Annotated in this window: 27 protein-coding genes; 18 read left to right on the top strand and 9 right to left on the bottom strand. The window is 70.0% G+C overall.

Translation table 11 applies throughout. From position 1 onward, the window contains the following. Nucleotides 1-8: 8 nt before the first annotated feature. Nucleotides 9-188 (bottom strand): protein-tyrosine phosphatase family protein, encoded by a 180-nt coding sequence (locus M6I34_RS11160; RefSeq protein ID WP_272485756.1) that lies wholly within the window; start codon nt 186-188, stop codon nt 9-11. Nucleotides 189-363: 175 nt separating this feature from the next. On the opposite strand from M6I34_RS11160, the gene M6I34_RS11155 reads away from it, so the two are divergent. The 4 genes from M6I34_RS11155 to M6I34_RS11140 all read left to right on the top strand — a co-directional run bounded on the left by M6I34_RS11155 (nt 364) and on the right by M6I34_RS11140 (nt 2,434). Next, entirely contained in the window at nt 364-1,245 is an 882-nt protein-coding gene (locus tag M6I34_RS11155) for an arginase family protein (protein ID WP_272485755.1), read from the top strand. Between the two features lie 167 nt (nt 1,246-1,412). Continuing rightward, nucleotides 1,413-1,628, top strand: a complete 216-nt coding sequence (locus M6I34_RS11150; protein ID WP_272485754.1) for a type II toxin-antitoxin system RelE/ParE family toxin — start codon at nt 1,413-1,415, stop codon at nt 1,626-1,628. A 19-nt stretch (nt 1,629-1,647) separates the two neighbouring features. Continuing rightward, nucleotides 1,648-1,929, top strand: coding sequence for a helix-turn-helix domain-containing protein (locus M6I34_RS11145; protein ID WP_272485753.1), 282 nt, complete (start codon nt 1,648-1,650; stop codon nt 1,927-1,929). 169 nt (nt 1,930-2,098) lie between these two features. Further along, nucleotides 2,099-2,434, top strand: coding sequence for a helix-turn-helix domain-containing protein (locus tag M6I34_RS11140; protein ID WP_272485752.1), 336 nt, complete (start codon nt 2,099-2,101; stop codon nt 2,432-2,434). Nucleotides 2,435-2,441: 7 nt separating this feature from the next. Here M6I34_RS11140 and M6I34_RS11135 read toward each other — a convergent pair whose 3' ends face one another. Further along, nucleotides 2,442-2,981: a cyclin-dependent kinase inhibitor 3 family protein gene (locus tag M6I34_RS11135; protein ID WP_272485751.1), complete on the bottom strand. Its 540-nt coding sequence runs from the start codon at nt 2,979-2,981 to the stop codon at nt 2,442-2,444. Continuing rightward, nucleotides 2,978-3,643, bottom strand: coding sequence for an NUDIX hydrolase (locus M6I34_RS11130; RefSeq protein ID WP_272485750.1), 666 nt, complete (start codon nt 3,641-3,643; stop codon nt 2,978-2,980). The genes M6I34_RS11135 and M6I34_RS11130 overlap by 4 nt, the downstream gene beginning before the upstream one ends. A 117-nt stretch (nt 3,644-3,760) precedes the next feature. Between M6I34_RS11130 and M6I34_RS11125 the strand changes: the two genes are divergently transcribed. The 7 genes from M6I34_RS11125 (at nt 3,761) to M6I34_RS11095 (ending at nt 9,043) form a co-directional block, all read left to right on the top strand. Continuing rightward, on the top strand, nt 3,761-4,321 hold the full coding sequence (locus M6I34_RS11125; protein WP_272485749.1) for a TY-Chap domain-containing protein: 561 nt from the start codon (nt 3,761-3,763) through the stop codon (nt 4,319-4,321). 113 nt (nt 4,322-4,434) lie between these two features. After that, nucleotides 4,435-5,385, top strand: coding sequence for a hypothetical protein (locus M6I34_RS11120; RefSeq protein WP_272485748.1), 951 nt, complete (start codon nt 4,435-4,437; stop codon nt 5,383-5,385). Between the two features lie 121 nt (nt 5,386-5,506). Beyond that, nucleotides 5,507-6,322 carry an acyl-CoA thioesterase gene (locus M6I34_RS11115; RefSeq protein WP_272485747.1) on the top strand — a complete coding sequence of 272 codons (816 nt, stop codon included), beginning with the start codon at nt 5,507-5,509 and terminating at the stop codon, nt 6,320-6,322. Between the two features lie 186 nt (nt 6,323-6,508). Further along, a complete protein-coding gene (locus tag M6I34_RS11110) occupies nt 6,509-6,802 on the top strand; it encodes a type II toxin-antitoxin system RelE/ParE family toxin (protein WP_272485746.1) in 294 nt (97 codons plus the stop codon). A gap of 6 nt (nt 6,803-6,808) precedes the next feature. Continuing rightward, nucleotides 6,809-7,126 (top strand): addiction module antidote protein, encoded by a 318-nt coding sequence (locus M6I34_RS11105; protein WP_272485745.1) that lies wholly within the window; start codon nt 6,809-6,811, stop codon nt 7,124-7,126. 106 nt (nt 7,127-7,232) lie between these two features. Beyond that, a complete protein-coding gene (locus M6I34_RS11100) occupies nt 7,233-8,072 on the top strand; it encodes a restriction endonuclease (RefSeq protein WP_272485744.1) in 840 nt (279 codons plus the stop codon). A gap of 278 nt (nt 8,073-8,350) precedes the next feature. Further along, nucleotides 8,351-9,043, top strand: a complete 693-nt coding sequence (locus M6I34_RS11095) for a thioesterase family protein (protein WP_272485743.1) — start codon at nt 8,351-8,353, stop codon at nt 9,041-9,043. Here the strand turns inward: M6I34_RS11095 and M6I34_RS11090 are convergent. Next, nucleotides 9,040-9,735, bottom strand: coding sequence for a TVP38/TMEM64 family protein (locus tag M6I34_RS11090; RefSeq protein WP_272485742.1), 696 nt, complete (start codon nt 9,733-9,735; stop codon nt 9,040-9,042). The two genes, M6I34_RS11095 and M6I34_RS11090, sit on opposite strands and share 4 nt — an antisense overlap. 223 nt (nt 9,736-9,958) lie before the next feature. On the opposite strand from M6I34_RS11090, the gene M6I34_RS11085 reads away from it, so the two are divergent. After that, a complete protein-coding gene (locus tag M6I34_RS11085) occupies nt 9,959-10,753 on the top strand; it encodes an SDR family NAD(P)-dependent oxidoreductase (protein ID WP_272485741.1) in 795 nt (264 codons plus the stop codon). 10 nt (nt 10,754-10,763) lie between these two features. Here the strand turns inward: M6I34_RS11085 and M6I34_RS18270 are convergent, their stop codons facing one another. From M6I34_RS18270 to M6I34_RS11065, 5 genes are all read right to left on the bottom strand, one after another. Continuing rightward, nucleotides 10,764-11,015, bottom strand: coding sequence for a HepT-like ribonuclease domain-containing protein (locus M6I34_RS18270; RefSeq protein WP_418953553.1), 252 nt, complete (start codon nt 11,013-11,015; stop codon nt 10,764-10,766). A gap of 93 nt (nt 11,016-11,108) precedes the next feature. Continuing rightward, a complete protein-coding gene (locus M6I34_RS11080) occupies nt 11,109-11,399 on the bottom strand; it encodes a nucleotidyltransferase family protein (RefSeq protein WP_272485740.1) in 291 nt (96 codons plus the stop codon). A gap of 57 nt (nt 11,400-11,456) precedes the next feature. Then, nucleotides 11,457-12,296 carry an aspartate dehydrogenase domain-containing protein gene (locus M6I34_RS11075; RefSeq protein WP_272485739.1) on the bottom strand — a complete coding sequence of 280 codons (840 nt, stop codon included), beginning with the start codon at nt 12,294-12,296 and terminating at the stop codon, nt 11,457-11,459. Beyond that, entirely contained in the window at nt 12,289-13,743 is a 1,455-nt protein-coding gene (locus M6I34_RS11070; RefSeq protein WP_272485738.1) for an aldehyde dehydrogenase family protein, read from the bottom strand. Before M6I34_RS11070 ends, M6I34_RS11075 begins: the two co-directional genes overlap by 8 nt. Before the next feature lie 152 nt (nt 13,744-13,895). After that, entirely contained in the window at nt 13,896-14,795 is a 900-nt protein-coding gene (locus M6I34_RS11065) for a LysR family transcriptional regulator (protein WP_272485737.1), read from the bottom strand. Nucleotides 14,796-14,820: 25 nt separating this feature from the next. Between M6I34_RS11065 and M6I34_RS11060 the strand changes: the two genes are divergently transcribed. The 6 genes from M6I34_RS11060 (at nt 14,821) to M6I34_RS11035 (ending at nt 20,504) form a co-directional block, all read left to right on the top strand. Beyond that, entirely contained in the window at nt 14,821-15,801 is a 981-nt protein-coding gene (locus tag M6I34_RS11060; RefSeq protein ID WP_272485736.1) for a LysR family transcriptional regulator, read from the top strand. A gap of 66 nt (nt 15,802-15,867) precedes the next feature. Then, nucleotides 15,868-17,103 carry an amino acid ABC transporter substrate-binding protein gene (locus tag M6I34_RS11055; RefSeq protein ID WP_272485735.1) on the top strand — a complete coding sequence of 412 codons (1,236 nt, stop codon included), beginning with the start codon at nt 15,868-15,870 and terminating at the stop codon, nt 17,101-17,103. Between the two features lie 98 nt (nt 17,104-17,201). Next, on the top strand, nt 17,202-18,068 hold the full coding sequence (locus M6I34_RS11050; RefSeq protein ID WP_272485734.1) for a branched-chain amino acid ABC transporter permease: 867 nt from the start codon (nt 17,202-17,204) through the stop codon (nt 18,066-18,068). After that, nucleotides 18,065-19,006, top strand: a complete 942-nt coding sequence (locus M6I34_RS11045; RefSeq protein WP_272485733.1) for a branched-chain amino acid ABC transporter permease — start codon at nt 18,065-18,067, stop codon at nt 19,004-19,006. Before M6I34_RS11050 ends, M6I34_RS11045 begins: the two co-directional genes overlap by 4 nt. Then, nucleotides 19,003-19,749 (top strand): ABC transporter ATP-binding protein, encoded by a 747-nt coding sequence (locus M6I34_RS11040; RefSeq protein WP_272485732.1) that lies wholly within the window; start codon nt 19,003-19,005, stop codon nt 19,747-19,749. The genes M6I34_RS11045 and M6I34_RS11040 overlap by 4 nt, the downstream gene beginning before the upstream one ends. Beyond that, complete coding sequence (locus M6I34_RS11035) at nt 19,746-20,504, top strand: ABC transporter ATP-binding protein (RefSeq protein WP_272485731.1); 759 nt, start codon at nt 19,746-19,748, stop codon at nt 20,502-20,504. Before M6I34_RS11040 ends, M6I34_RS11035 begins: the two co-directional genes overlap by 4 nt. Nucleotides 20,505-20,511 lie beyond the last annotated feature (7 nt).

The raw sequence follows: 20,511 nt of genomic DNA, 5'->3' as shown, positions 1-20,511 counted from the left end.
GGCAAGCGCTACCTGACCGGGTCGATGCGCGCTTGTCGGCTGGCCATTAGGTAGCGAAACCGCTCGTCCGGCACCTGCAGGTCCACGATCGGAAGCTGGTGCCAGGCGATGCCGCGCGCCCGCACCCGTTCGCCGAGCTGCAGCACGCCGAGCATGTCGAACTCGTGGTCCTCGATCGGCGTGCGCATCGCCGCCGACCGCCAGCGCGCGATCGCGTCGAGGTCCGTCTCCTAGTCCTGCGCCCACGGCGCGCCGGTCATGCTGTTGCCCTGCTTGCCGACGACATGAGAAGGTCCCGCTGTGAGCCTCTGGCATCGTGATGATCGTTGGCGGCGCGTCGCCGTCGTCGAATGCGAGGCGATCATGAGCACATCCGAGGCCAGCGTGCAGGTCTTCTACTCGCCGAAGATGGTCGCCGACTCGGGCAGCTTCTCGCCCAGCGCGTCCAAGCCCGAGTGGGTCGTGCAGGCCTGGCGCGAGGCCGGCCTGCCGATCGAGCTCGTCGAGCCCGGGCCGGTCGGCCGTGAGCAGCTCGCGCTCGCCCACGAGCGCGCCTTCGTCGACGGCGTGCTCGACGGTCGCATCGCCAACGGCTTCGGCAATCGCTCGCAGGCGGTGGCCGCCTCGCTGCCGTTCACCTCGGGCGCGATGCTGGCGGCCGCGCGCGCGGCGATCGACGGCACTCGCGAAAGCGCGCCCTTCGCCGGCGTCGCGGCGGCGCCCTGCTCGGGCTTCCACCACGCCCGCCACGACGGCGCCGCGGGCTTCTGCACCTTCAACGGGCTGATGGTCGCGGCCTGCGTGCTGAAGCAGGAAGGGCGCGCCGGGCAGATCGGCATCCTCGACTTCGACGAGCACTACGGCGACGGCACCGACGAGATCGTCGCGTGGCTCGGCGCCGACTGGGTCGTCCACTACAGCGCGGGGCGGCACTGGCGCTCGCCGGCGCAGGCCGAGCGCTTCCTGGCGGAGGTTCCGGCCATCGTCGACACGATGGCGGGCTGCGACGTCGTCCTCTACCAGGCCGGCGCCGACCCGCACGTCGACGACCCGCTCGGCGGATGGCTGACCACCGGGCAGCTGCGCCGCCGCGATCGACTGGTGTTCGAGGCCTGCCGGCGCCTCGGCCTGCCGGTGGCCTGGAACCTGGCGGGCGGGTACCAGGAGGATCGCCGGCGGATCGTGGAGATCCACGTGAACACGATGCGGGAGTGCGTGGCGGTTTATGGGGGGTCTGCGGGGTGAGGGGGCGCCCGCGGCGCCTGGCGATGGTCCCCGACTCGGCCGAACGTTCTACAGACTTCGCGTTCCCGGTTGCATAGGATCGAACCAGACATCCGGCGGTGCGACTGCTCGCAGTCGCTCATCGCCGAACTTCCGAAGGCTGGATAAGTATTGCACCTGGTGGTATAGTGAAAACGTTGCGAGTTTTCCGGACCCGCACCTTCGCCCGCTGGTTCTTCATCTACGGCTTCAGCAAGAACGAGCGCTCGAGCATCGATACGGACGAACTGCGGGCGCTTCAGGAAGTGGCGAAGGAGCTCGTTGGGTTCGGCGATCGTCAACTGGCCGCCGCTCTCGCAGCCGGCGAACTTGTGGAGATCGGTGGTGGCAACGACCAGGCGTAAGAGTCGAATCCTCGAAGAAATGCGCGAGACCGCGCAGGGGCTCCACGGAGCGGGCCTGATCAGCAAGCGCCGCATGGGCGAGTTCGAGGCCTTGTGTCATCTCGACGTTCCCGAGATGCCCCCGCAGAAGATCAAGGCGCTGCGCGAGGGCGCGCATGTCAGCCAGGCTGTGTTCGCCGCCGTGCTGAACACCAGCCTGTCGACGGTCCAGAAGTGGGAGGCCGGCGACAAGAAGCCGAGCGGCCCGTCGTTGAAGTTGCTCAACCTCATCGAACGCAAGGGGCTCGAGGCGGTGCTATGACCGCCGGGCCTGGCTCGAGGACATGTCGCCGAAATCGCGTTTTGGCGACACGTTTCGTGGATATGTCGTCGCTGGCGACATGAGCGAGAGTCATTCCTCAGGCTGACGACCCGCGGGACTGTTGCTGGATGTCGGCCATTGAACTACAGCGTGCCGCGAGGATCCCCGCATGAAGACAGTCCGCGTCAGCGTTGATTTCCGCCAGCCCTCGACCCTGCCGAAGGCACGGGTCGACCGCCGTCGGCTCGACGCCACGACCGAGGCAGACCTCGCCCTTCAGCGGGCCGAGGACGATGTCGATGCAATGCAGGATGCCGGCCGATTCGCCAGGCGCGTGCGCCGGCGCCTGGGGCTCACGCAGCAGGAATTCGCCCGGCGGATCGACGTGCCTCTCGACACGATCCGCAACTGGGAACAGGGCAAGCGCTACCCCACCGGTGCGGCCAAGGCCTTGCTCAAGATCCTGGACAAGGCGCCCGAGGCGGCGCTGCTTGCGCTGGGTTGATGCGCGCTCACCGCCCGGCGGCCATCACGTACCGCAACTGCGCGCCCGTCTCGATCGCCCCCGGCCGCGCCGCCCGCACGCGCCGCACCGCCTCCCCGCCTGGCACCCCCATCCCGACCAGCAGCAGCGCCGCCACCGTGCCCGCCCGCCCGAGCCCGCCGCGGCAGTGCGCCAGAACCTTGCCGCCTTCCTGCAGCAACCGCACCAGCCCCGGCCCCCGCTCGACCCACAACGACTCGAATCGCTCGTCCGGCGGCTGCACGTCCACGATCGGCAGGTGATGCCATTCGATCCCGCGGGCCGGCGCGCGCTCGCCGAGCCGCGGCACGCCGAGCATGTCGAACTCGTGGTCCTCGATCAGCGTGAGCATCGCGCCGGGCTGCCAGCGTGCGATCGCGTCGAGGTCGGCCTCGAGGTCGCGCGCCCACGGCGCGCCCGAGTAGCTGTCGCCCTGCTTGCCGGGGCAGAAGGTGATGCCGATGACGCCGCCGGCTTCGCCCGCAGCGACCTCGTCGATCCGCAGCGGATGTGTGTGGCTCGTCCTCAAAACCTGAACCCCCTGGCTCGCTTGTAGTACTGGGCCGGCCGGTGCGCGCCCTGCGCGAACTCGCCGGGCACCTCGACGAAGTCCCGTCCTTCCCGGGCCTTGAGCCGGCGCCGGAACGCGCTCTTGTCGAGCGGCTGGCCGGTGATCGCCTCGCAGGCGCGCTGCAGCTCGGTCAGCGTGAAACGGTCGGCCAGCAGGTGCAGCGGCAGCGCGTCGTGCTCGACCTTGGCGCGCAGCCGGGCGACCGCCTCGGCGAGCATCTGCGCGTGGTCGAAGGCCAGCGGCCGGCCGGGCCGGGCCGCATCGACCCAGTCGATCGCCTCGGTCTTGTGGCCGGCGGCGGCGTCGATCCTGTCCTGCGGCAGCAGCGCGTAGAAGAGGGTGGCCACCGACCAGCCGCGCGGGTCGCGGTCGCGCCCGCTGAACGCGCGCACCTGCTCGAGCAGGGTCGGGTCGAAGCGGACCTTCTCCCGCAGCACGCGCCGGGCCGACGCGGCCAGGTCGTCGTCGAGCTCGGGCTTCAGCGCGCCGCCGGGCAGCGCCCAGCGGCCGGCCTGCGGCGCGTTGGCGCGCTTGCCGACCAGCACCCGCAGCGAGTCGCCGTCGAGCGTGAACAGCGCGACGTTGGTCGCGACGAAGGGGTAGAGCTGAGGGCCTGTCATCTTATTGCGGCGGTGCCACTAACAAGCTAAGATATTGGCATTATGCCACTAACCAGCAGGAGTGGCAACGGGGACGGCGAAAGCCGGCCGGCAGACGAGTCATCGGGAGGAAGCGTCATGGCAGACCGGAAGAATGGGGATTCGCCGACGGAAAAGGCGAGCCGGATCGCGGCCCGGGCCATCGCGCGGGCGGCCGCGAGCAGCGCGCAGGCGACGGACACGACGCCCTGGCACGATCTGGTCGTGCGGCTGGGCCTGGCCCTGCAGGCCATGAGAGAGGACGAGTACCTGATCGTCGTGATCCGCGGCACGAACCTGTACGTGCAGTTCGCCGCGCAGGGCGTGTTCGGCATGCGCGCCGAGGCCACGTCGGCCTACTACCTGCCCGAGGACGCGACGATAAGCGACAGCCAGCACCGCGCGCTGTTGCGGCTCGGTTGGGGTGCGCCGACGAACCTGCCCGAGGGCATCGGTCCGCACGAGCTGGAAGGCTCCCCGAACTACTTCGTGGAGCTCGTGCCGCCGGTGGACCACGGCTGGCTGGCGGCGCTCGGGGTGGCCACGCTGGCCTCGGTGTTCGGAGCCGGCTCGCCGGACCGGCTCGAGTACAGCGCCTTCGCCGAGGATGGCACGCCGCTCCGGTTTCCCGACCTGAGGATCGAGGAGGCGGAGTCCTGAATCCGTTCCGGCTTCGGCGATCCACGCCCGAGACCGGGTGACAGCCGCCCCCCGCTGTCCTACCCTCGGAACTGCCGGGCCGCCCCGCGCCCGCGGATTCCGAGGAGACGCCGATGAAGCACGCCTTCTTCGCCTGCCTGGCGCTTGCCGCCGGCATCGGGTTGCAGCCGGTTTCCGCCCACGCCCAGCAGCCTGACAAGGAGTTGCGCGACCAGCGCAATGCCGCGCAGAAGGAGCGGCGCGAGCAGAAGCGCGACCGCGACCAGGCGCTGAACGACGCGCGCCGCGACTTCCAGGAGCAGGCGCGCGCGGTCGAGCAGGACTATCGCGAGAAGCTGCGGCAGGTGGACGTGGAGTTCGAGCTGCGCCGCGTCCAGCTGCAGGCCGAGCACGACGCGAACGTCGCCAAGGCGGAAGCCGAGTTCCAGAAGCGCCTGTCCGACAGCCTGATGTCGACGAGCGCCGAGCCGGCCGAGGCCCGGATGGCGAAGATGGAGTCGGCGATGAAGTCGCTCTCCGCGGAGATGTTCCGCATTCGCAAGCAGGCCGCGGGGAAGGTCCACCAGGAGCGGCTGGCGGTCGAGCGGCGCAAGCACGCCCTGCTGAAGGAGCAGGACCAGGCGCTGCTCGCCAAGGCCGAATCCATGGGCCTTGCGCGCGATCCCGAGCCGATCCTGGCGAAGCCGATCGGTGGCGAGCTGACCCGCGACGAGCAGCGCTGGAACGACGGCGAGCGCAAGCACGTGGCCAGCGTGGGCGACCGGAACAGGAAGTCGCTGGCGAAGTACCGCAACGGCGACAAGCTGCGCGCCTTCGACCTGGCGAACATGGAAGAGGACTTCGCGATCGACTGGGAGGAGAGGGCCGAGCTGCAGGCGCTGCAGTCCGAGCGCACCTTGTTCAGCACGATGATGATGGGCGGCCAGGCCGACTTGCAGGCGCTCACCGCCCGGGCGGCCGAGCTGGGCGAGAAGGAGAAGCTCGTCAAGATCGAGTACGACAAGCGCCGCAAGGAGAAGGCGATCGAACGCCGCGAGGCGCGCAGGAAGCTGGCGGAGGAGTGAGCGGCGCAGGCCGTGGCGAGGCGCGCGTGCCGGCCAGATTCCGGATCGCCGCGCCGCGAAGGCCGCGGAGTGCCTGGCCTATAGTTGCTGGACATCTCGCGACTGCACCGCCCGTTCCGCCATGACCGACCCCGCCCACCCCATCGACCGCGCCACCCGCCTGGTCCGCAACCCCGACGGCTCGCTCGCCGGCCGAACCGAGCCGGCCTACGCCAACATGGTCGGCCCCTTCGGCGGCACGACCGCGGCGGCGATGCTCAACGCCGCGCTCACTCACCCCGATCGCCTCGGCGACCCGGTGGCGCTCACGATCAACTACGCCGGCGCGGTGGCCGACGGCGAGTTCCGGATCGACGCGGTGCCGATGCGCACCAACCGCTCCACGCAGCACTGGTCGATGACCATGAGCCAGGGCGACGCGGTGACGACCACCGCCACCGCGTTCTTCGCGCTGCGTCGCGAGACCTGGGCCTCGACCGAGGCCGGCTTCCCGCACGTGCCGGCCGCGGACGCGCTGCCGCGCATGGACAGCAGCCGCTTCGCGCAGTGGACCAGGTGCTACGACATGCGCTTCGTGAAGGGCTACTGGCCCGACGGCTCGAAGCCCGAGCAGGAGCTCGACTCGGTCAGCACGCTGTGGATCCGCGACGAGCCGCCGAGACCGATGGACTTCCTGTCGCTGGCCGCGATCTGCGACTCCTTCTTCCCGCGGGTGATGATCCGCCGCCCGCGCCGGGTGCCGGCCGGCACCGTGTCGCTGACCACCTACTTCCACGCCGACTCGAAGCACCTGGCCCGGGTGGGCGAGAAGCACGTGCTGGCCACCGCGCGCGCCTCTCGCTTCGGGCTCGGCTATCACGACCAGTCGGCCGAGATCTGGAGCGAGGGCGGGGAGCTGCTGGCGACGAGTCACCAGGTGGTGTACTTCAAGGAGTAGCTGGGGCATCGCAGGTTGGCGGCGCTCGAGTTGCCGCCTTGCCGCGCCGATTCTTCGCTCCAATGACCTAGGCCGGTCACGCGCATCGGGGGTCGGCCTTCGGTGTTACAGACGCGCCCTCATCCGCTCGATACGCTCGTTCGCACGCGCTACTTGTCTTTGTAGCCTACAGGCTACATACTTGCCATGCGAACCTACACGACTCGGCTCTATGTCGACTGGATCGACGGCCTGCGGAATACCAGAACTCGGGCCCGAATTCAGGTCCGTGTCGACCGCCTATGCCATGGAAATCCGGGTGACCATCGTTACCTCGTTGCCGGTGTGTTCGAACTGCGGATCGATGTGGGCCCCGGCTACCGCGTCTATTACATGGTGCGCGGCGAAGAACTGATCGTCCTGCTGGGCGGTGGCGACAAGTCCACCCAGCAGCGCGATATCGAAGCGGCGATCGATCTCGCCAGGAGTTTTCGGGAGTAAGCAGCGATGGCGAAAGCATCGGAGACCATGACAGCGCGCCACGAGACGCTGCCCTACGACGTCGCCGCGCAACTTCGTAGCCCCGCGGAAATGGCCGCCTATCTGGACGCGTGGCTCGAGGATGCGCCAGACGACGTGGCCGGGATCGCACGCGCGCTCGGCGATGTGGCGCGCGCCAAGGGCATGACGGAAGTCGCGCGCGACGCCGGCCTGAGTCGCGAGAGCCTGTACCGCGCGCTGAGCGAGAACGGAAATCCGGGCTTCTCCACCGTGCTCAGGGTCGTGCGGGCGCTGGGGCTGCGGCTGCGGGTCGAGGTGGCCTGAGCAGCCGCTGGTATACCGCGTTCCGCCGCCCGGCCTCTTGCGGCCGCGTGGCGGTGCCGCCCTCCCTATCCTCGCTCGGATGATCCGAGTGGGAAAGGGAGGCCCCATGTCGCGTAGACGTCGTTCGAGCACGCTGGAAGACGTGACCGAGTTGGTCGCGGTTCTCCCATGGTGGATGGGAGTCGGACTCGCGGCCCTTTCGTATCTGCTCCTCAGTACGATGGCCGTGCCGCAGTCGGCACCGACAGTGCAGCCTGGCCAGATCGGCGGGGTGGCTGCCGCGACCTTGTTGCGGACCCTCGCATCGATCGGCCAGTACCTCCTGCCCTTCCTGTGTTTGGTCGGCGCGGCGGCTTCCGCGTGGCGCCGCTCGACCCGGTGCGCGCTGGCGCGGAACGTGCAGGCGAGCAAGGCGGCCGGCGCGCTCGACGGGATGTCGTGGCAGGAGTTCGAGATGCTGGTCGGCGAGGCCTTTCGCCGTCGCGGATTCCGCGTTGACGAGACCGGCGGCGCGGGCCCGGACGGCGGTGTCGATCTCGTCCTGAAGAAGGGCGCGGAGACCTTCCTCGTGCAATGCAAGCAGTGGAGGGCGCTGAAGGTCGGTGTCGACGTCGTTCGTCAGCTCTACGGCGTGATGGCCGCACGCGGCGCGGCGGGCGGCTTCGTCGTGACCTCGGGTCGCTTTACTGACGAGGCACGGCGCTTCGCTGAGGGGCGCAACTTGAGGCTCGTCGACGGCGAAGCGTTGATGAAGCTGATCGGGGCTGTGACGCCGCGGTCGCCGGCGGCGGCCCCTGCAGCCCCGGCTGCCGAAGCGCCGGCGTGTCCGCAGTGCGCCAGTGCAATGGTCCGGCGAGTTGCCACGCGCGGCGCGAATGCCGGCAAAGCGTTCTGGGGCTGCACGACTTACCCGGCGTGTAGAGGCACCCGCGTTGCGGATTCCTGACCAACCGAGCACTTCGAGATCGCAGAGCGAGCATCGAGGCGATCTGCTCGCCACCCGTTATCCGGAGGAGACTCCTGAGAGGCACGGCTTCCGCAGCTGGCCGCAACTGCTTCATGAGTGCCGACTGTTCGAGCCTGGGCGCAGGCCGCGTGCGGGCGGTGGAAGCGATCGCTGATATCGCGAGCGGATCGGTTTCTCCTGAGCGGCCAAGGGCGTTGACCAGCATACCTCCCGTGCCAGAATCCCCGGGGATTGCCCTCCTCGATTCGAAGCACCCGATGACCGACACTCCGCCTAGCAAGCCAGGCCTTCCCGACGCCGCCTACATCTCCTCCGCCCTCGGCCGCTTCCACGCCACCGAGCTCCCCCGCGGCCCCTGGGATCCCGCCCACCAGCACGGCGGCCCGCCGGTCGCGCTGGCCTGCCGGGCGATCGAGGTTGCCGCAGGCGAGCACGGCCTGGGCCACATCGCTCGCCTCACCGCGCTCGCGCAGCGCGAGTCGGCTGTCGAGCTGCCCGCTTCGCTTCCGGGCCACCCTTTTCCGAAGGCACCGCGCGCGCCCGACGATTCGCCGCCGGTGAACTTCCCGTTCGCGGGCAAGCACGTCGGCTACGCCGATCTGGTGGAAACGCGGCTCGCGCAAGGCGCGATGTGGCAAGGGCCTTGCGCGATCTGGTTCCGCCTGCGGTATCCGCTCGTGCAGGGCGAGGCGCCGAGCCCCTACGCCCGGGTCGCGGTCGCGGCCGACTCCGGCAACGGCGTCAGCGCGGTGCTCGACATCGAGCGCTACCTGTACGTGAACGCCGACCTCACGATCAACCTGCTGCGCAAGCCGGTCGGCGAGTGGATCTGCCTGGACGCGCGCACCGCGATCGGGCCCGACGGCTCCGGGCTGGCCGAGTCGGCGCTCTACGACGTGCGGGGCTTCATCGGTCGCGCCACGCAGAGCCTCGCAGTGCGGATGCGCTAGGCAGGCCGGTCGGGCCCGCCGGTAGTATCGCGCCGCCGCGCGCGCCTGTCCCGAAGCCAGGCCGCCACGAGCGGCACCAGGGTCAAGCTGCCCAGCGCGAGCACCGACCAACCGATTCGCCCGGGCTCGCCGCTGCCCATCTCGCTGCCGAAGTGGGCGAGCAGGAAGCTGGTGGGCGCGATCCCCGCGAGGGTCGCGAGCGCGAAGCGCCACGCGGAGATCAGCGTGAGGCCTGCCGCGTAGCTGACCACGTCGAACGACACGAAGGGCAGCAGGCGGCTGACGAACACGATCCCCATCAGCGTGTTCTGCGAGCCGATCAGGCCCACCGAGAGCCGGTCGCCGAACCAGCGATGCACGGTGTCGCGCCCGGCCGCGCGGGCGATCGCGAACGCGGTGAGCGCGCCCAGCTCGGCGCCCAGCAGCACGTACAGGGTGCCCCAGCCGTCGCCGTAGGCCGCGCCCGCGGCCAGCGCGATCGGCGCGCTGGGCAGCGGGCTGGCCACGATCGCGAGCATCATCAGCGCGACGACGAGCGCGGGTCCCCAGGCGCCGATCCGCACGATCTGCGCGTGCAGCGCGTCGGCGTCCATGATCGTGGCCAGTGCGCCGGTCTCGCGAAGCGCCCAGTACAGGCCGGCGGCGAGCGCCGCGGCCAGGGCGCCTGCGAGCAGCTTCCTGCGGGCGTTCATGCGTGTGTGCGGGTCGAGCCGTTTCCGGTCGGCGCGCGCACCGGGCCGGCCCGCGCGTCCCAAGCTTCCTTTATACGCCTCGCGGGGCGCGCTGGCGCGGCTTTCCGGGGCCCCGGCCGTGGCGGGCGGGAATCTTCCCGGAACGCTCGCGGGGCGGCGCCGCGCCGGGCGGGCGGCCCGCTTGGTAGCATCGCCGCATTCGCCATCTGCCGAGGACTCCCCGATGCTCGATCTCACCGGAAAGGTCGCCCTGGTCATGGGCTGCGGCGCCGTCGCCGAAGGCTGGGGCAACGGCCGTGCCACCGCTGCCTTGCTCGCACGCCAGGGCGCGCGCGTCTACGGCACCGACCTGAAGCTCGAGAATGCCCAGGTCACGCAGAAGGCGATCGAGGCCGAGGGCAACGCGATCCACGTCGAGGCCTGCGACGTGACCCGCGCCGAAGACGTCTTCCGCGTGGTCGACGACTGCCTGGCCCGCTTCGGCCGCATCGACATCCTGGTCAACAACGTGGGCCTGTCGCAGCCCGGCGGCCCGGTCGACATGGCCGAGGAGACCTGGGACCAGCAGCTGGAGGTCAACCTGAAGGGCGCCTTCCTGTCGTGCAAGCGGGTGATCCCGATCATGCAGAAGCAGGGCGGCGGCTCGATCGTGAACATCTCGTCGGTGGCCGGCCTGCGCTACATCGGCAAGCCGCAGGTGGCCTACGCCGCGGCCAAGGCGGCGCTGATGCAGTTCACCCGCACCACCGCGATCATCCACGCGGCCGAGGGCATCCGGCTGAACTGCGTGGTGCCGGGCCTGATGCACACGCCGCTGATCGAGGGGCTTGCCGCCAAGTACGCGAAGGGCGACACCGAGGGCTTCATCGCGCACCGCCACAAGCAGGTGCCGATGCAGCACATGGGCAGCGGCTGGGACGTGGCCAACGCGGTCGTGTTCCTCGCCGCCGACGAGAGCCGTTACATCACCGCGACCGAAATCGTGGTCGACGGCGGGCTGGTGGCCGCGACTCGCTGAGCGGGTTGTCTCAGGCGACAGCCTTTCGGAGCGCCCGAAGTGCGAGCAGTAGTGCGGGTATGTCGGCTTCGACGATGCTCCACAAGGTGTCGTCGTCGATCCCAAGATACCCATGGATCAGGCGATTGCGCGTCGCGATGATCTGCCGCCAAGGAATCTGTGGGTTTGCTGCCCGAATCTCGGCTGGAATGTGCGTCGCGGCCTCTCCGATCAACTCGTGATTGCGGAGCGTGGCGTCGTACGGAGCCCGCTCGACGCGAATCCGGATCGATCGAATCCCTCCGTATAGGAGGCAACCCTTTCGGCGAACCGAATCATGTCGTCGAGGTAGAAGTGCCAGGCGCGGCCGACCGGGTCAGACATGCACCGCCTCGCGCTCGACGTACGGGCGAAGTTCGGGTCGCAATGCCTTGTCGGTGACCAGATCGACCGGGCGACCGAGCAGATCCTCGAGGTAGAACTGGACGCCGAAGTAGCGCTCTGAAGTGGCGGGGCCGTCGAAGGAAACCAGAACGTCGACGTCGCTGTCGGAACGGGCCGTGTTTCTCGCTGTCGAGCCGAACAGGGCGAGCTCGGTGACGCCATAGCGAGCGGCGAGCACCGGCTTGCTCTCCCTGAGTAACCTCAGCGCTTCGGCGGCATTCATGATCGGCTCCACGTGCAGCCGATTGTAGTCCTCGCCGCCCCGCGGCAAAAGCTCGGCTCAGGTCCCCACCCGCACCGGCTCCACCAGCCCCCGCAGCGCCTCGCACACGCTCTGCGCGGTCAGCGCGCTGCTTCGCGGATTGGCCGCGCTCGGCCGGTTCTCGATCCGCATCCGGATCGAGGTGGCGTCGCTGTCGATCTCGATCTCGTGAACGTTGCGCGCGAGCGCCGGGTCGCTCCAGATCTGCACCTCGGTGCGCTCGCCGCCCAGCCCGGCCAGCGCAAGCGTGGCCGCGATGTTCACGTTGCGCGGCCAGGCGCGGCAGGCCTCGAGCGCGTCGCCGGCGAACAGCTGCTGCGGTGCGTCGGCCGCCTTGCCGTCGAGTCCCGCCGGGGGCTTGCTGGTCTTGACCCGCACCGCGCGCAGCTCGCCGATCGCGGCGGCGCGCAGCGCGTCGAGCCCGGCCACTGCGCCGGAGGGCACGATCACGCGGGTGCCCGACCGGCGCGCCCGCTCGAGCAGCCCGGGGTTCAGCAGCAGCACGCAGACGCTGACCGGCACCAGCGTCTTGCCGCTCTCCACGCAGGCGTCGAGCAGCTCGGCCGAGGCCTCGGGCGCGAGGCAGTCGACCAGCACGTCGCAGTGATCGATCAGTTCGGGCAGCGCGACCGCGCGCGCATCGCTGCCGAGTGCGGCCAGTCGGTCCGCGACGGCTGCGGGGTCGCGGCCGCCCGCGGCGGCCAGCCGCAGCCCCGGCGGCGCGGCGCCGACCAGCCAGCGCGCGACGTCGAGCCCGATGTTGCCGAGGCCGGCGATGCCGACGGCCAGCGGCGCCGCCGACCCGCCGCCTGCGGCAGCGGCGGGCGAGCGGCCGGCGCGCGGGCCGGCCTCAGGCATAGTTGACCACCAGGTGCCGGATGTCGCTCATCTCTTCCATCGCGTACCGGGTGCCTTCGCGGCCGAAGCCCGACTCCTTCCAGCCGCCGAACGGCATGTTGTCGATCCGGTAGATCGGCACGTCGTTGATCATCAGGCCGCCGACCTCCCAGTCCTCGATCGCGCGGAACGCGCGGCGCAGGTCCTGGGTGAACAGCCCGCCCTGCAGGCCGTAGCGCGAGTCGGCGGCGCGCTGCACCGCCTCGTCGAAGGTGTCGTAGGCGTTCACCGTCAGCACCGGCCCGAAGATCTCGTCGTCCTCGACCTTCATGCCGGGCCGGGTGTCGGTCAGCACGGTGGGCAGGACGACTGCGCGCTCGCGCTTGCCGCCGCACAGCAGCCGGGCGCCCTGCGAAACGGCTTCGTCGACCCAGGACTGGATGCGGATCGCGGCGTTCTCGTCGATCACCGGCCCGACGTCGACGCCTTCCTCCATCGGGTTGCCGACCTTGCAGGCCTTGACCTTCTCGACCAGCAACTCGGTGAAGCGGGCCGCGACGCTGCGCTGCACGAGGATTCGCTGCACGCCGATGCAGTACTGCCCGCCGTACACGACCCCGCCGCGCACGCAGCGCGCCGCCGCGTAGTCGAGGTCGGCGTCTTCGGCCACGATCACCGCGCCGTTGCCGCCCAGCTCCAGCGCGACCTTCTTCCGGCCCGCGATGTCCTTGATGTGCCAGCCGACCTTCGCGCTGCCGGTGAAGCTGACCATCGCGAAGCGCTCGTCCCGGACCATGGCCTCGGCGAGCGGCACCGGGCAGTGGCAGACCTCGAGCGCGCCGTCGGGCAGCCCGGCCTCGGCCAGCACCTCCTGCAGCAGGCGCGAGGTGAGCGGCGTCTGCGGCGCGGGCTTGAGCACGACGCTGTTGCCCACGGCCAGCGCCGGCGCCACCTTGTGCAGCACCAGGTTCAGCGGGAAGTTGAACGGCGCGATCGCCAGCACCACGCCGATCGGGTAGCGGCGCGCGATGCCCACGCGCCGGCGGATCTTCGCCAGCGCCTCCAGGTCGAGCTTGTCCAGCGAGACCGCGCGGCCCTCGCTGTCGGTCGTCTGGTACTCGAACACGCCGGCGTCCATGTCGAGCGGCACTTCCTCGCCGCCGAAGCGCCGGGCCTCGGCGGCCGCGTTCGACAGGTTGAAGGTGGCGCGGGAGACCTCGCCGCGCGCGTCGTACAGCGGCTTGCCGGCCTCGGCCGCGATCAGGCGCGCGAACTCCTCGCGGCGCCTGCGCAGGATCTCGGCGGCCCGGGCGAGGATGTCGGCGCGGGCGAAGCGCGGCAGCTTGCGCATGACCTGGTAGGCGGCCTGCGCGCGGCCGATCGAACGCTCGATGTCCTCGGCCGAGCAGACCGGCATGTCGCCGACCTTGGAGCCATCGTAGGGGGAGAGGATCGCTTCGGTCTGCAATTCGGGTGCTCCGGAATGGTGCGAAAACCGCCATTTGACGCCCCTCGCCGCGGCAGGAAAAGGCACGGGGCGGCAACGGCGCGTTGCTGGAATGAGAACGCCGCGGAGAACGGCGCGCTCGGCGCGCGGCCCCGCGGCAGCGCGGCCGGGGCTCAGCGTGTCTTGCGGGCCGCGCGCACCAGGAAGTCGAGGAAGCGGCGCGCCGCGTGCGAGATCTCGTGGCCGCGCGCGGTGAGCACGTCGATCGAGGCCTTCGCGAACACCGGCCCCTGGAGGTCGATCGCCGCGAGGGAGCCCGTCGCCAGTTCCCGGGTGAAGGTCATCGGCGGCATGAAGGAGACCAGCTCGGTGCTCGCCACCACGTTCTTGATCAGCTGCAGCGAGTCGCTTTCCAGGGCAACCCGCAGGCGCACGCGCGCCGACGCCTCGGCCTGCTCGATCAGGCGCCGGATGCCGAAGCTGCGATCGGGCAGGGCGGCCGCGACGCCGTCGAGCTGCCTCATCGACAGCGAGCCGTGCGCCAGCAGCGGATGGCCGGGCGCGCACACCAGCTGCAGGGGCTGGGGAATCCGCGCGCGCAGAAGAAGGTCGTCGCGCGAAGGTGAGTTGAAGGCGAGCGCCACTTCGGCGGCGTTCGACGCGAGCCGGTCCGCGATGTCCCCGGTGCCGCAGACCGAGACGTGGAACTCGATGCCCGGATGGCGCTCGGCGAAGCGCGCGAGCGTGCGCGGCAGGAAGTCGTTGGTCACCGCCTCGACCACCGCGAGCCGGATGGTGCCGCGCCGAAGCTCGCTGAGGTCGTCGAGCCGGCGCCGCAGCGCGCCGATCCGGCGGTCGGCGTCGTCGACGTGCTCGAGCAGCACCCGCCCGGCCTCGGTGAGGGCCATGCCGCGAGTGGAGCGTTCGAACAGCACGACACCGAGCTGCTGCTCGAGCTGGGCGATCTGTCTGCTGATCGCGCTCGGTACTATGTCGAAGACTTCGGACGCGTGTCGCAGCGAGCCGGACCGGGCCACTTCGGCGAAGTACTTGAGGGCCTGCGGCTGCATCATCCGTGGCGATCGAAGAGGGCGAGCGGTGATCGAAACGACGAGTCTAAGGTACTTCCGCGAAGTCGCGCTGCAAGGCTCGCTGCGTCATGCGGCCGAGCGCCTCTTCGTGGCGCAGAGCGCCCTGAGCCGGCAGATCGCGGTGCTCGAGCACGAACTCGGGGTTGCGCTGTTCGAGCGGCGGGCGCGCGGGATGACACTGACGCCCGCGGGCAGGCTGCTGCTGCAGTACGCCGACGACTCCCGCGCCAGGCTGGAGAAGCTGCGCGGGCAGATCCACGAATTCGAGGCGCTGGAGCGCGGCCAGGTCGACATCGCGTGCGTCGAGGGACTGCTCTCGGGCTTCATGCCCGGCTTCGCCGAGGATTTCCTGGCCGGGCATCCGGGCCTCGCGCTGACCGTTTCGGCGATGGGCTCCCAGGCGGTGGCCGAGGCGGTTGCCGAACACAGGGTCGACATCGGGATCCTGTTCGGGCAGTCCCCGCGGCGCGACCTGCTCGAGCTGGCCACCATGAGCCAGCCGCTCTGCGCGATCGTCGCCCCGCATCACCCGCTCGCCGGCAAGCGGGCCTGCCGCCTCGCCGACGCGGTCGCCTGGCGAATCGTGTTGCCGGATCGCTCTTTCGGGATCCGGCAGCTGATCGACCGGGTGCGGGCCACCGGCCGGCTGGCGATGAACGCGGCGCTCGAGACCAATACGCTGAGCTTCGCGTGGCGGATGGTCGAGCGCACCGACTACGTGACGTTCCTGCCGATGGACTCGGTGCGGGCCGAGGTGGCCGACGGCCGGCTGGTCGCCGTGCCTCTCGAGGACGCGCTGCTGCGGGGCACTCGGGTCACGCTGGTGGCGAGCGCCTCGCGCACCCTGTCGGTGGCGGCCGAGCGCGTGGCGGACTCGCTGAAGCAAAGGATGGCCGAGGGCGCCGGCCGCGCCGCTCCCCGCGCCAGCGCGCCGAGTCGATCGGCCAAGCGTTCTCGAAATCAGAAGGCTAAGGTCGAAAATCGGTGATTCTCTGGAAGCGGGGCTGCCGCTAGACTGAATTCGCGAATCCAATCTCTCGACCCGGAGGTCCGCATGCCTGGCACTGTCCCGCTCTCCACGCGCACGACCCGTCCCCTGGCGAAGATCGCGGCCGCGACCGCGGTCGCGCTCGCTCCCGCGCTGTTCGGCGCGCAGGCCTCGGCGCAGGAAACCATCCGCGTCGGCGCGCCGCTGCCGATCACCGGCCCGCTCGCTCCCGAGGCGCAGAAGCAGCAGCGGGGCTACGACCTGTGGGCCGAGAAGGTCAACGCGGCCGGCGGCATCAACGTCGGCGGCAAGAAGATGAAGGTCGAGATCGTCTACACCGACTACCAGTCGAACACGCCGCGCGCGGTGCAGGCGGCGGAGAAGCTGATCACGCAGGAGAAGGTCAACTTCCTGTTCTCGCCCTTCGGCTCCGGCGCGGCGAAGGCCGCCAGCACGGTCTCAGAGAAGTACGGCATTCCCACGATCGCGCCGACCGCCTCGTCTTCCCAGGTCTACAACCAGGGCTACAAGTACCTGTTCGGCACCTTCACGCCCAACGAGACCCTGACCGACCCGCTGTCGCAGATCGTGGCCGAGAAGGCGCCGGGCGTGAAGCGGGTAGCGATCCTCGCGCGCAACGACCTCTTCCCGCTGGCCATCGCGCAGGAGATGGAGAAGTCGGCGAAGAAGCAGGGCATGAACGTGGTCGTGTTCGAGAAGTACGCGATCAACACGATGGACCACTCGGCGGCGCTGGCCCAGATCAAGTCGGTGAGCCCGCACTGGATCTTCGCCACCGGCTACATCAACGACCTGGTGCTGCTGAAGAAGCAGATGGCCGACCAGCGGATCGAGGCGCCGGTGGTCACGATGATCGCCGGTCCGGCGTATCGCGAGTTCGTCGAGGCCACGGGTGCCGGCGCCGAGAACGTCAGCAGCGCGGCCTGGTGGCATCCGGCCGTCAAGTACAAGGGCGTCGACATCTTCGGCACGACCGAGAACTACGTGAAGGCCTTCCGCGCCAAGTACAACGCCGATCCGGACTACGGCGAGGCCTCGGCCTCGGTCGCGGGCGTCCTGTTCCAGCTGGCGATCGAAAAGGCCGGCACGCTCGACCCGGCGAAGGTGCGCGACCAGCTCGCGGCGATGGACGCGATGACCTTCTGGGGGCCGGTGCGCTTCGGCCCGACCGGCCAGATCAACTCGCTCGAGCCGCCGGTGTTCCAGATCCAGGGCGGCAAGCCGGTCGTGGTCCATCCGCCCGCGATCAAGCAGGGCGAGTTCAAGCTGGGCGTCAAGTAAGCGCTGGACCGACTCGCCGCTCGCGCGGCGCAGGCAGGGCAGCGCGCGCGCCCTGCCCGAGCCGCGCCGCGCCCTCCTGATCGGCCCACCGGATCGCCATGTTCACGCTACAAATCCTGGTCAACGGGATCGTGCTCGGTTGCCTGTACGCCTGCATCGCGGCCGGCTTCTCGCTGGTCTGGGGCGTGCTGAACGTGATCAACCTGATGCACGGCTCGTTCATCGTGCTCGGGTCCTACCTGGCCTGGGGCGCGTACAACTCCATGGGCCTCAGCCCGTGGCTCACGCTGGCGATCGCGGCGCCGCTGTTCTACGCCATCGGCTACGCGGTGCAGCGAGGCCTGCTGAACCGGGTGATCGCGGCGCCGGTGCTGGTCACGCTCACGCTGACCTTCGGCCTGGACCTGATCCTGAACAACGCGATGATCCTGGCCTTCAAGGCCGACTATCGTCGCCTGATCCTCGAGCCGCCGCTCGGCACCGTGGCGCTGGGCGACATCGTGGTTCCGATCGACCGGCTGGTCGCGATGGGCTTCGCGCTGGTGCTCACCGGGGCGCTGTACGTGATCCTGCGGAAGTCGAAGGTCGGCCGCGCGATCATCGCGGTGCGGCTCGACCGCGATGCGGCCACGCTGATGGGGGTGCAGGTGAAGTCGACCTATGCCGCCGCATTCGGGCTGGGCGCGGCGATGGCGGGTTGCGCCGGCGTGCTGCTCGCGCTGATCTTCCCGATCTCGCCGCTGTCGGCCACGCCCTACCTCGGCAAGGCCTTCGTGGTCTGCGTGCTGGGCGGGCTGGGCAGCGTGCCCGGGGCGGTGGTCGGCGGCCTGGTGCTCGGGCTGGTGGAGAGCTTCGGCGCGATGGCCTTCGGGCCCGAGCACGCGGTCACGCTGTCCTTCGCGCTGCTGATCCTGTTCCTGATCTTCCGGCCGCAAGGCCTGCTCGGCAAGCGGGGCTTCGAATGATCCGCCCGCGCGACGTCCTTCTGTTCGCGGCGATCCTCGCGCTCGGCGCGCTGCCGCTGGTCGGCGAGTCGTACACGCTGCGGCTCGGCACCTTCCTCTGCATGTACGCGGTGATGTCGGTGTCCTGGAACGTGATCGGCGGCCTGGCGGGCTACCCGTCGTTCGCCACCGCGGCCTTCTTCGGGCTGGGCGCCTACGTGGGCGGCGTGCTGCTCACCAAGGGGGCCGCGCTGCTCGTGGCGCTCGCGTTCGCGGGTGCCATCGCCTTCGGCGGCGCGATGCTGCTGGGCGCCGTGCTGCTTCGGCTGCGGGGCCACTACTTCGCGATCGCCAGCCTCGCGGTGGCCGAGGTGCTGCGCGAGCTCACCAACACGGCCACGGACCTGACCGGCGGCGGCATGGGCCTGAACATCCCGCTCGGCACCCTGCCCGCAGGCGGGCCGGCGGCCGAGGCGACCTTCTTCTTTCTCGCGATGTGGGGCCTGCTGCTGCTGACGCTGGTCGTCGTGGTGACGGTCGAGAAGTCGAAGCTCGGCTTCGGCCTGGTCTGCATCCGGCAGAACGAGTCGGCGGCCGACATGATCGGCGTCAACGCCACGCTGTACAAGAGCCTGGCCTTCGCGCTGTCGGGCGTGTTCGTGGCCATGGCGGGCACGCTCTACGCGGCGTGGGTCCACTACATCGAGCCGCCCGACGTCTACGACGTGCTGTTCTCGGTCAAGCCGATCGTGATGGCCCTGCTCGGCGGCCTCGGCTCGACGGCTGGCGCGGTGCTCGGCGCCTTCGCCTTCCTCGGCATCGAGGAGATCGTCTGGCGCAATTATCTGCAGGTGCATTCCGGGGTGCTCGGGTTCCTGGTCGTCGTGCTGCTGCTGTTCCTGCCGCACGGGCTGGTGTCGATCGGCCGCCGGTTCAAGGCCGCGAGGGTGCGCCAATGACCGAGCTGATGAAGCTGGAGTCGGTGTCCCGTCGCTTCGGGGGCCTGCTCGCGCTGCAGGACGTCTCGCTGAGCATCGGGCGCGGCGAGGTCCTCGGCCTGATCGGGCCGAACGGCGCCGGCAAGACCACGCTGGTCAACGTGATCACCGGCGTGCACCGCGCATCGAGCGGGCGGGTGATCTACGAGGGGCGCGACATCACCCGCTACCGGCCCTACCAGACGGCGCGCAACGGGCTGGCGCGCACGTTCCAGATCGTGCAGCCGTTTCCCGAGCTGAGCGTCAGGGAGAACGTGGCCGCGGCCGCGCTGTTCTCGAGCAGCGCGGGCATTCGCGAGGCGAATCGCGTCGCCGCGGAGAAGCTCGAGTTCGTCGGTCTTGCGTTCGCCGCCGACAAGCCGGCGGCCAGCCTCACGCTGGCCATGCGCAAGCGGCTCGAGCTGGCGAAGGCGCTGGCGATGAATCCGAAGCTGCTGTTCCTCGACGAGGTCAACGCCGGCCTGAATTCGGCCGAGGTCGAGCAGGCGATGGACCTGATCCGGCAGATCGCCGGTTCGGGCGTCACGATCGTGCTGATCGAGCACCTGATGAAGGTCGTCATGTCGGTGTGCTCGCGGATCGTCGTGCTGCACAACGGCGCGCTGATCGCGGACGGCTCGCCCGCCGAGGTCGTGGCCGACCGGAAGGTCGTCGAGGCCTATCTCGGCAAGAAGTACGCGCAGGTCGCGGCGGAGGCGTCATGAGCGGGCAGGCGCAGGCGCGGGCCGGTGCCCGGGAGCTTCTCAGGATCGAGGGCCTTCAATCGGGGTACGGCGAGATCACCGTGCTCTGGGGCGTGGACCTGGCGGTGCGCGAGGGCGAGATCACCGCGCTGATCGGCTCCAACGGCGCCGGGAAGTCGACGCTGATGCGCACGCTGTCCGGCCTGGTGCCGGCGCGCGCGGGCCGCGTGCTCTGGGAAGGCGAGGAGATCCAGGGCTGCGACCCGGCGCAGGTGCTCGGGCGCGGCATTGCCCATGTGCCCGAGGGCCGCCGGCTGTTCAGCGCGATGACGGTCGAGGACAACCTGATCATGGGCGCCTTCCTGCGCCGGATCGGCCGGGCCGAGCTGCAGCGCGACCTCGACCGCATCTACACGATCTTTCCGAAGCTCAAGGAGCGACGCAACCAGGCTGCCGGCACCATGTCGGGAGGCGAGCAGCAGATGTGCGCGATCGGCCGCGGCCTGATGAGCGCGCCGCGTCTGCTGATGATCGACGAGCTGTCGCTGGGCCTGTCGCCGCTGCTCGTCGAGCAGCTGATCGAGGCGCTGGTGGCGCTCAACCGCGACGAGGGCCTCACCATCCTGGTCGTCGAGCAGGATGTCGTGACCGCCCTCGAGCTTTCGCACTCGGCCTACGTGATGGACACCGGCAAGGTGGTGCAGCACGGGCCCAGCCAGGAGTTGCTGCGCGACCCGGCAGTGCGCCAGGCCTACCTGGGCGTGCTCGCCGAATGATTCCCAG

The sequence above is a fragment of the Zeimonas sediminis genome, from assembly GCF_023721795.1.
Lineage (GTDB): Bacteria > Pseudomonadota > Gammaproteobacteria > Burkholderiales > Burkholderiaceae_E > Zeimonas > Zeimonas sediminis.
This window is presented reverse-complemented; position numbering and strand designations above follow the sequence as displayed.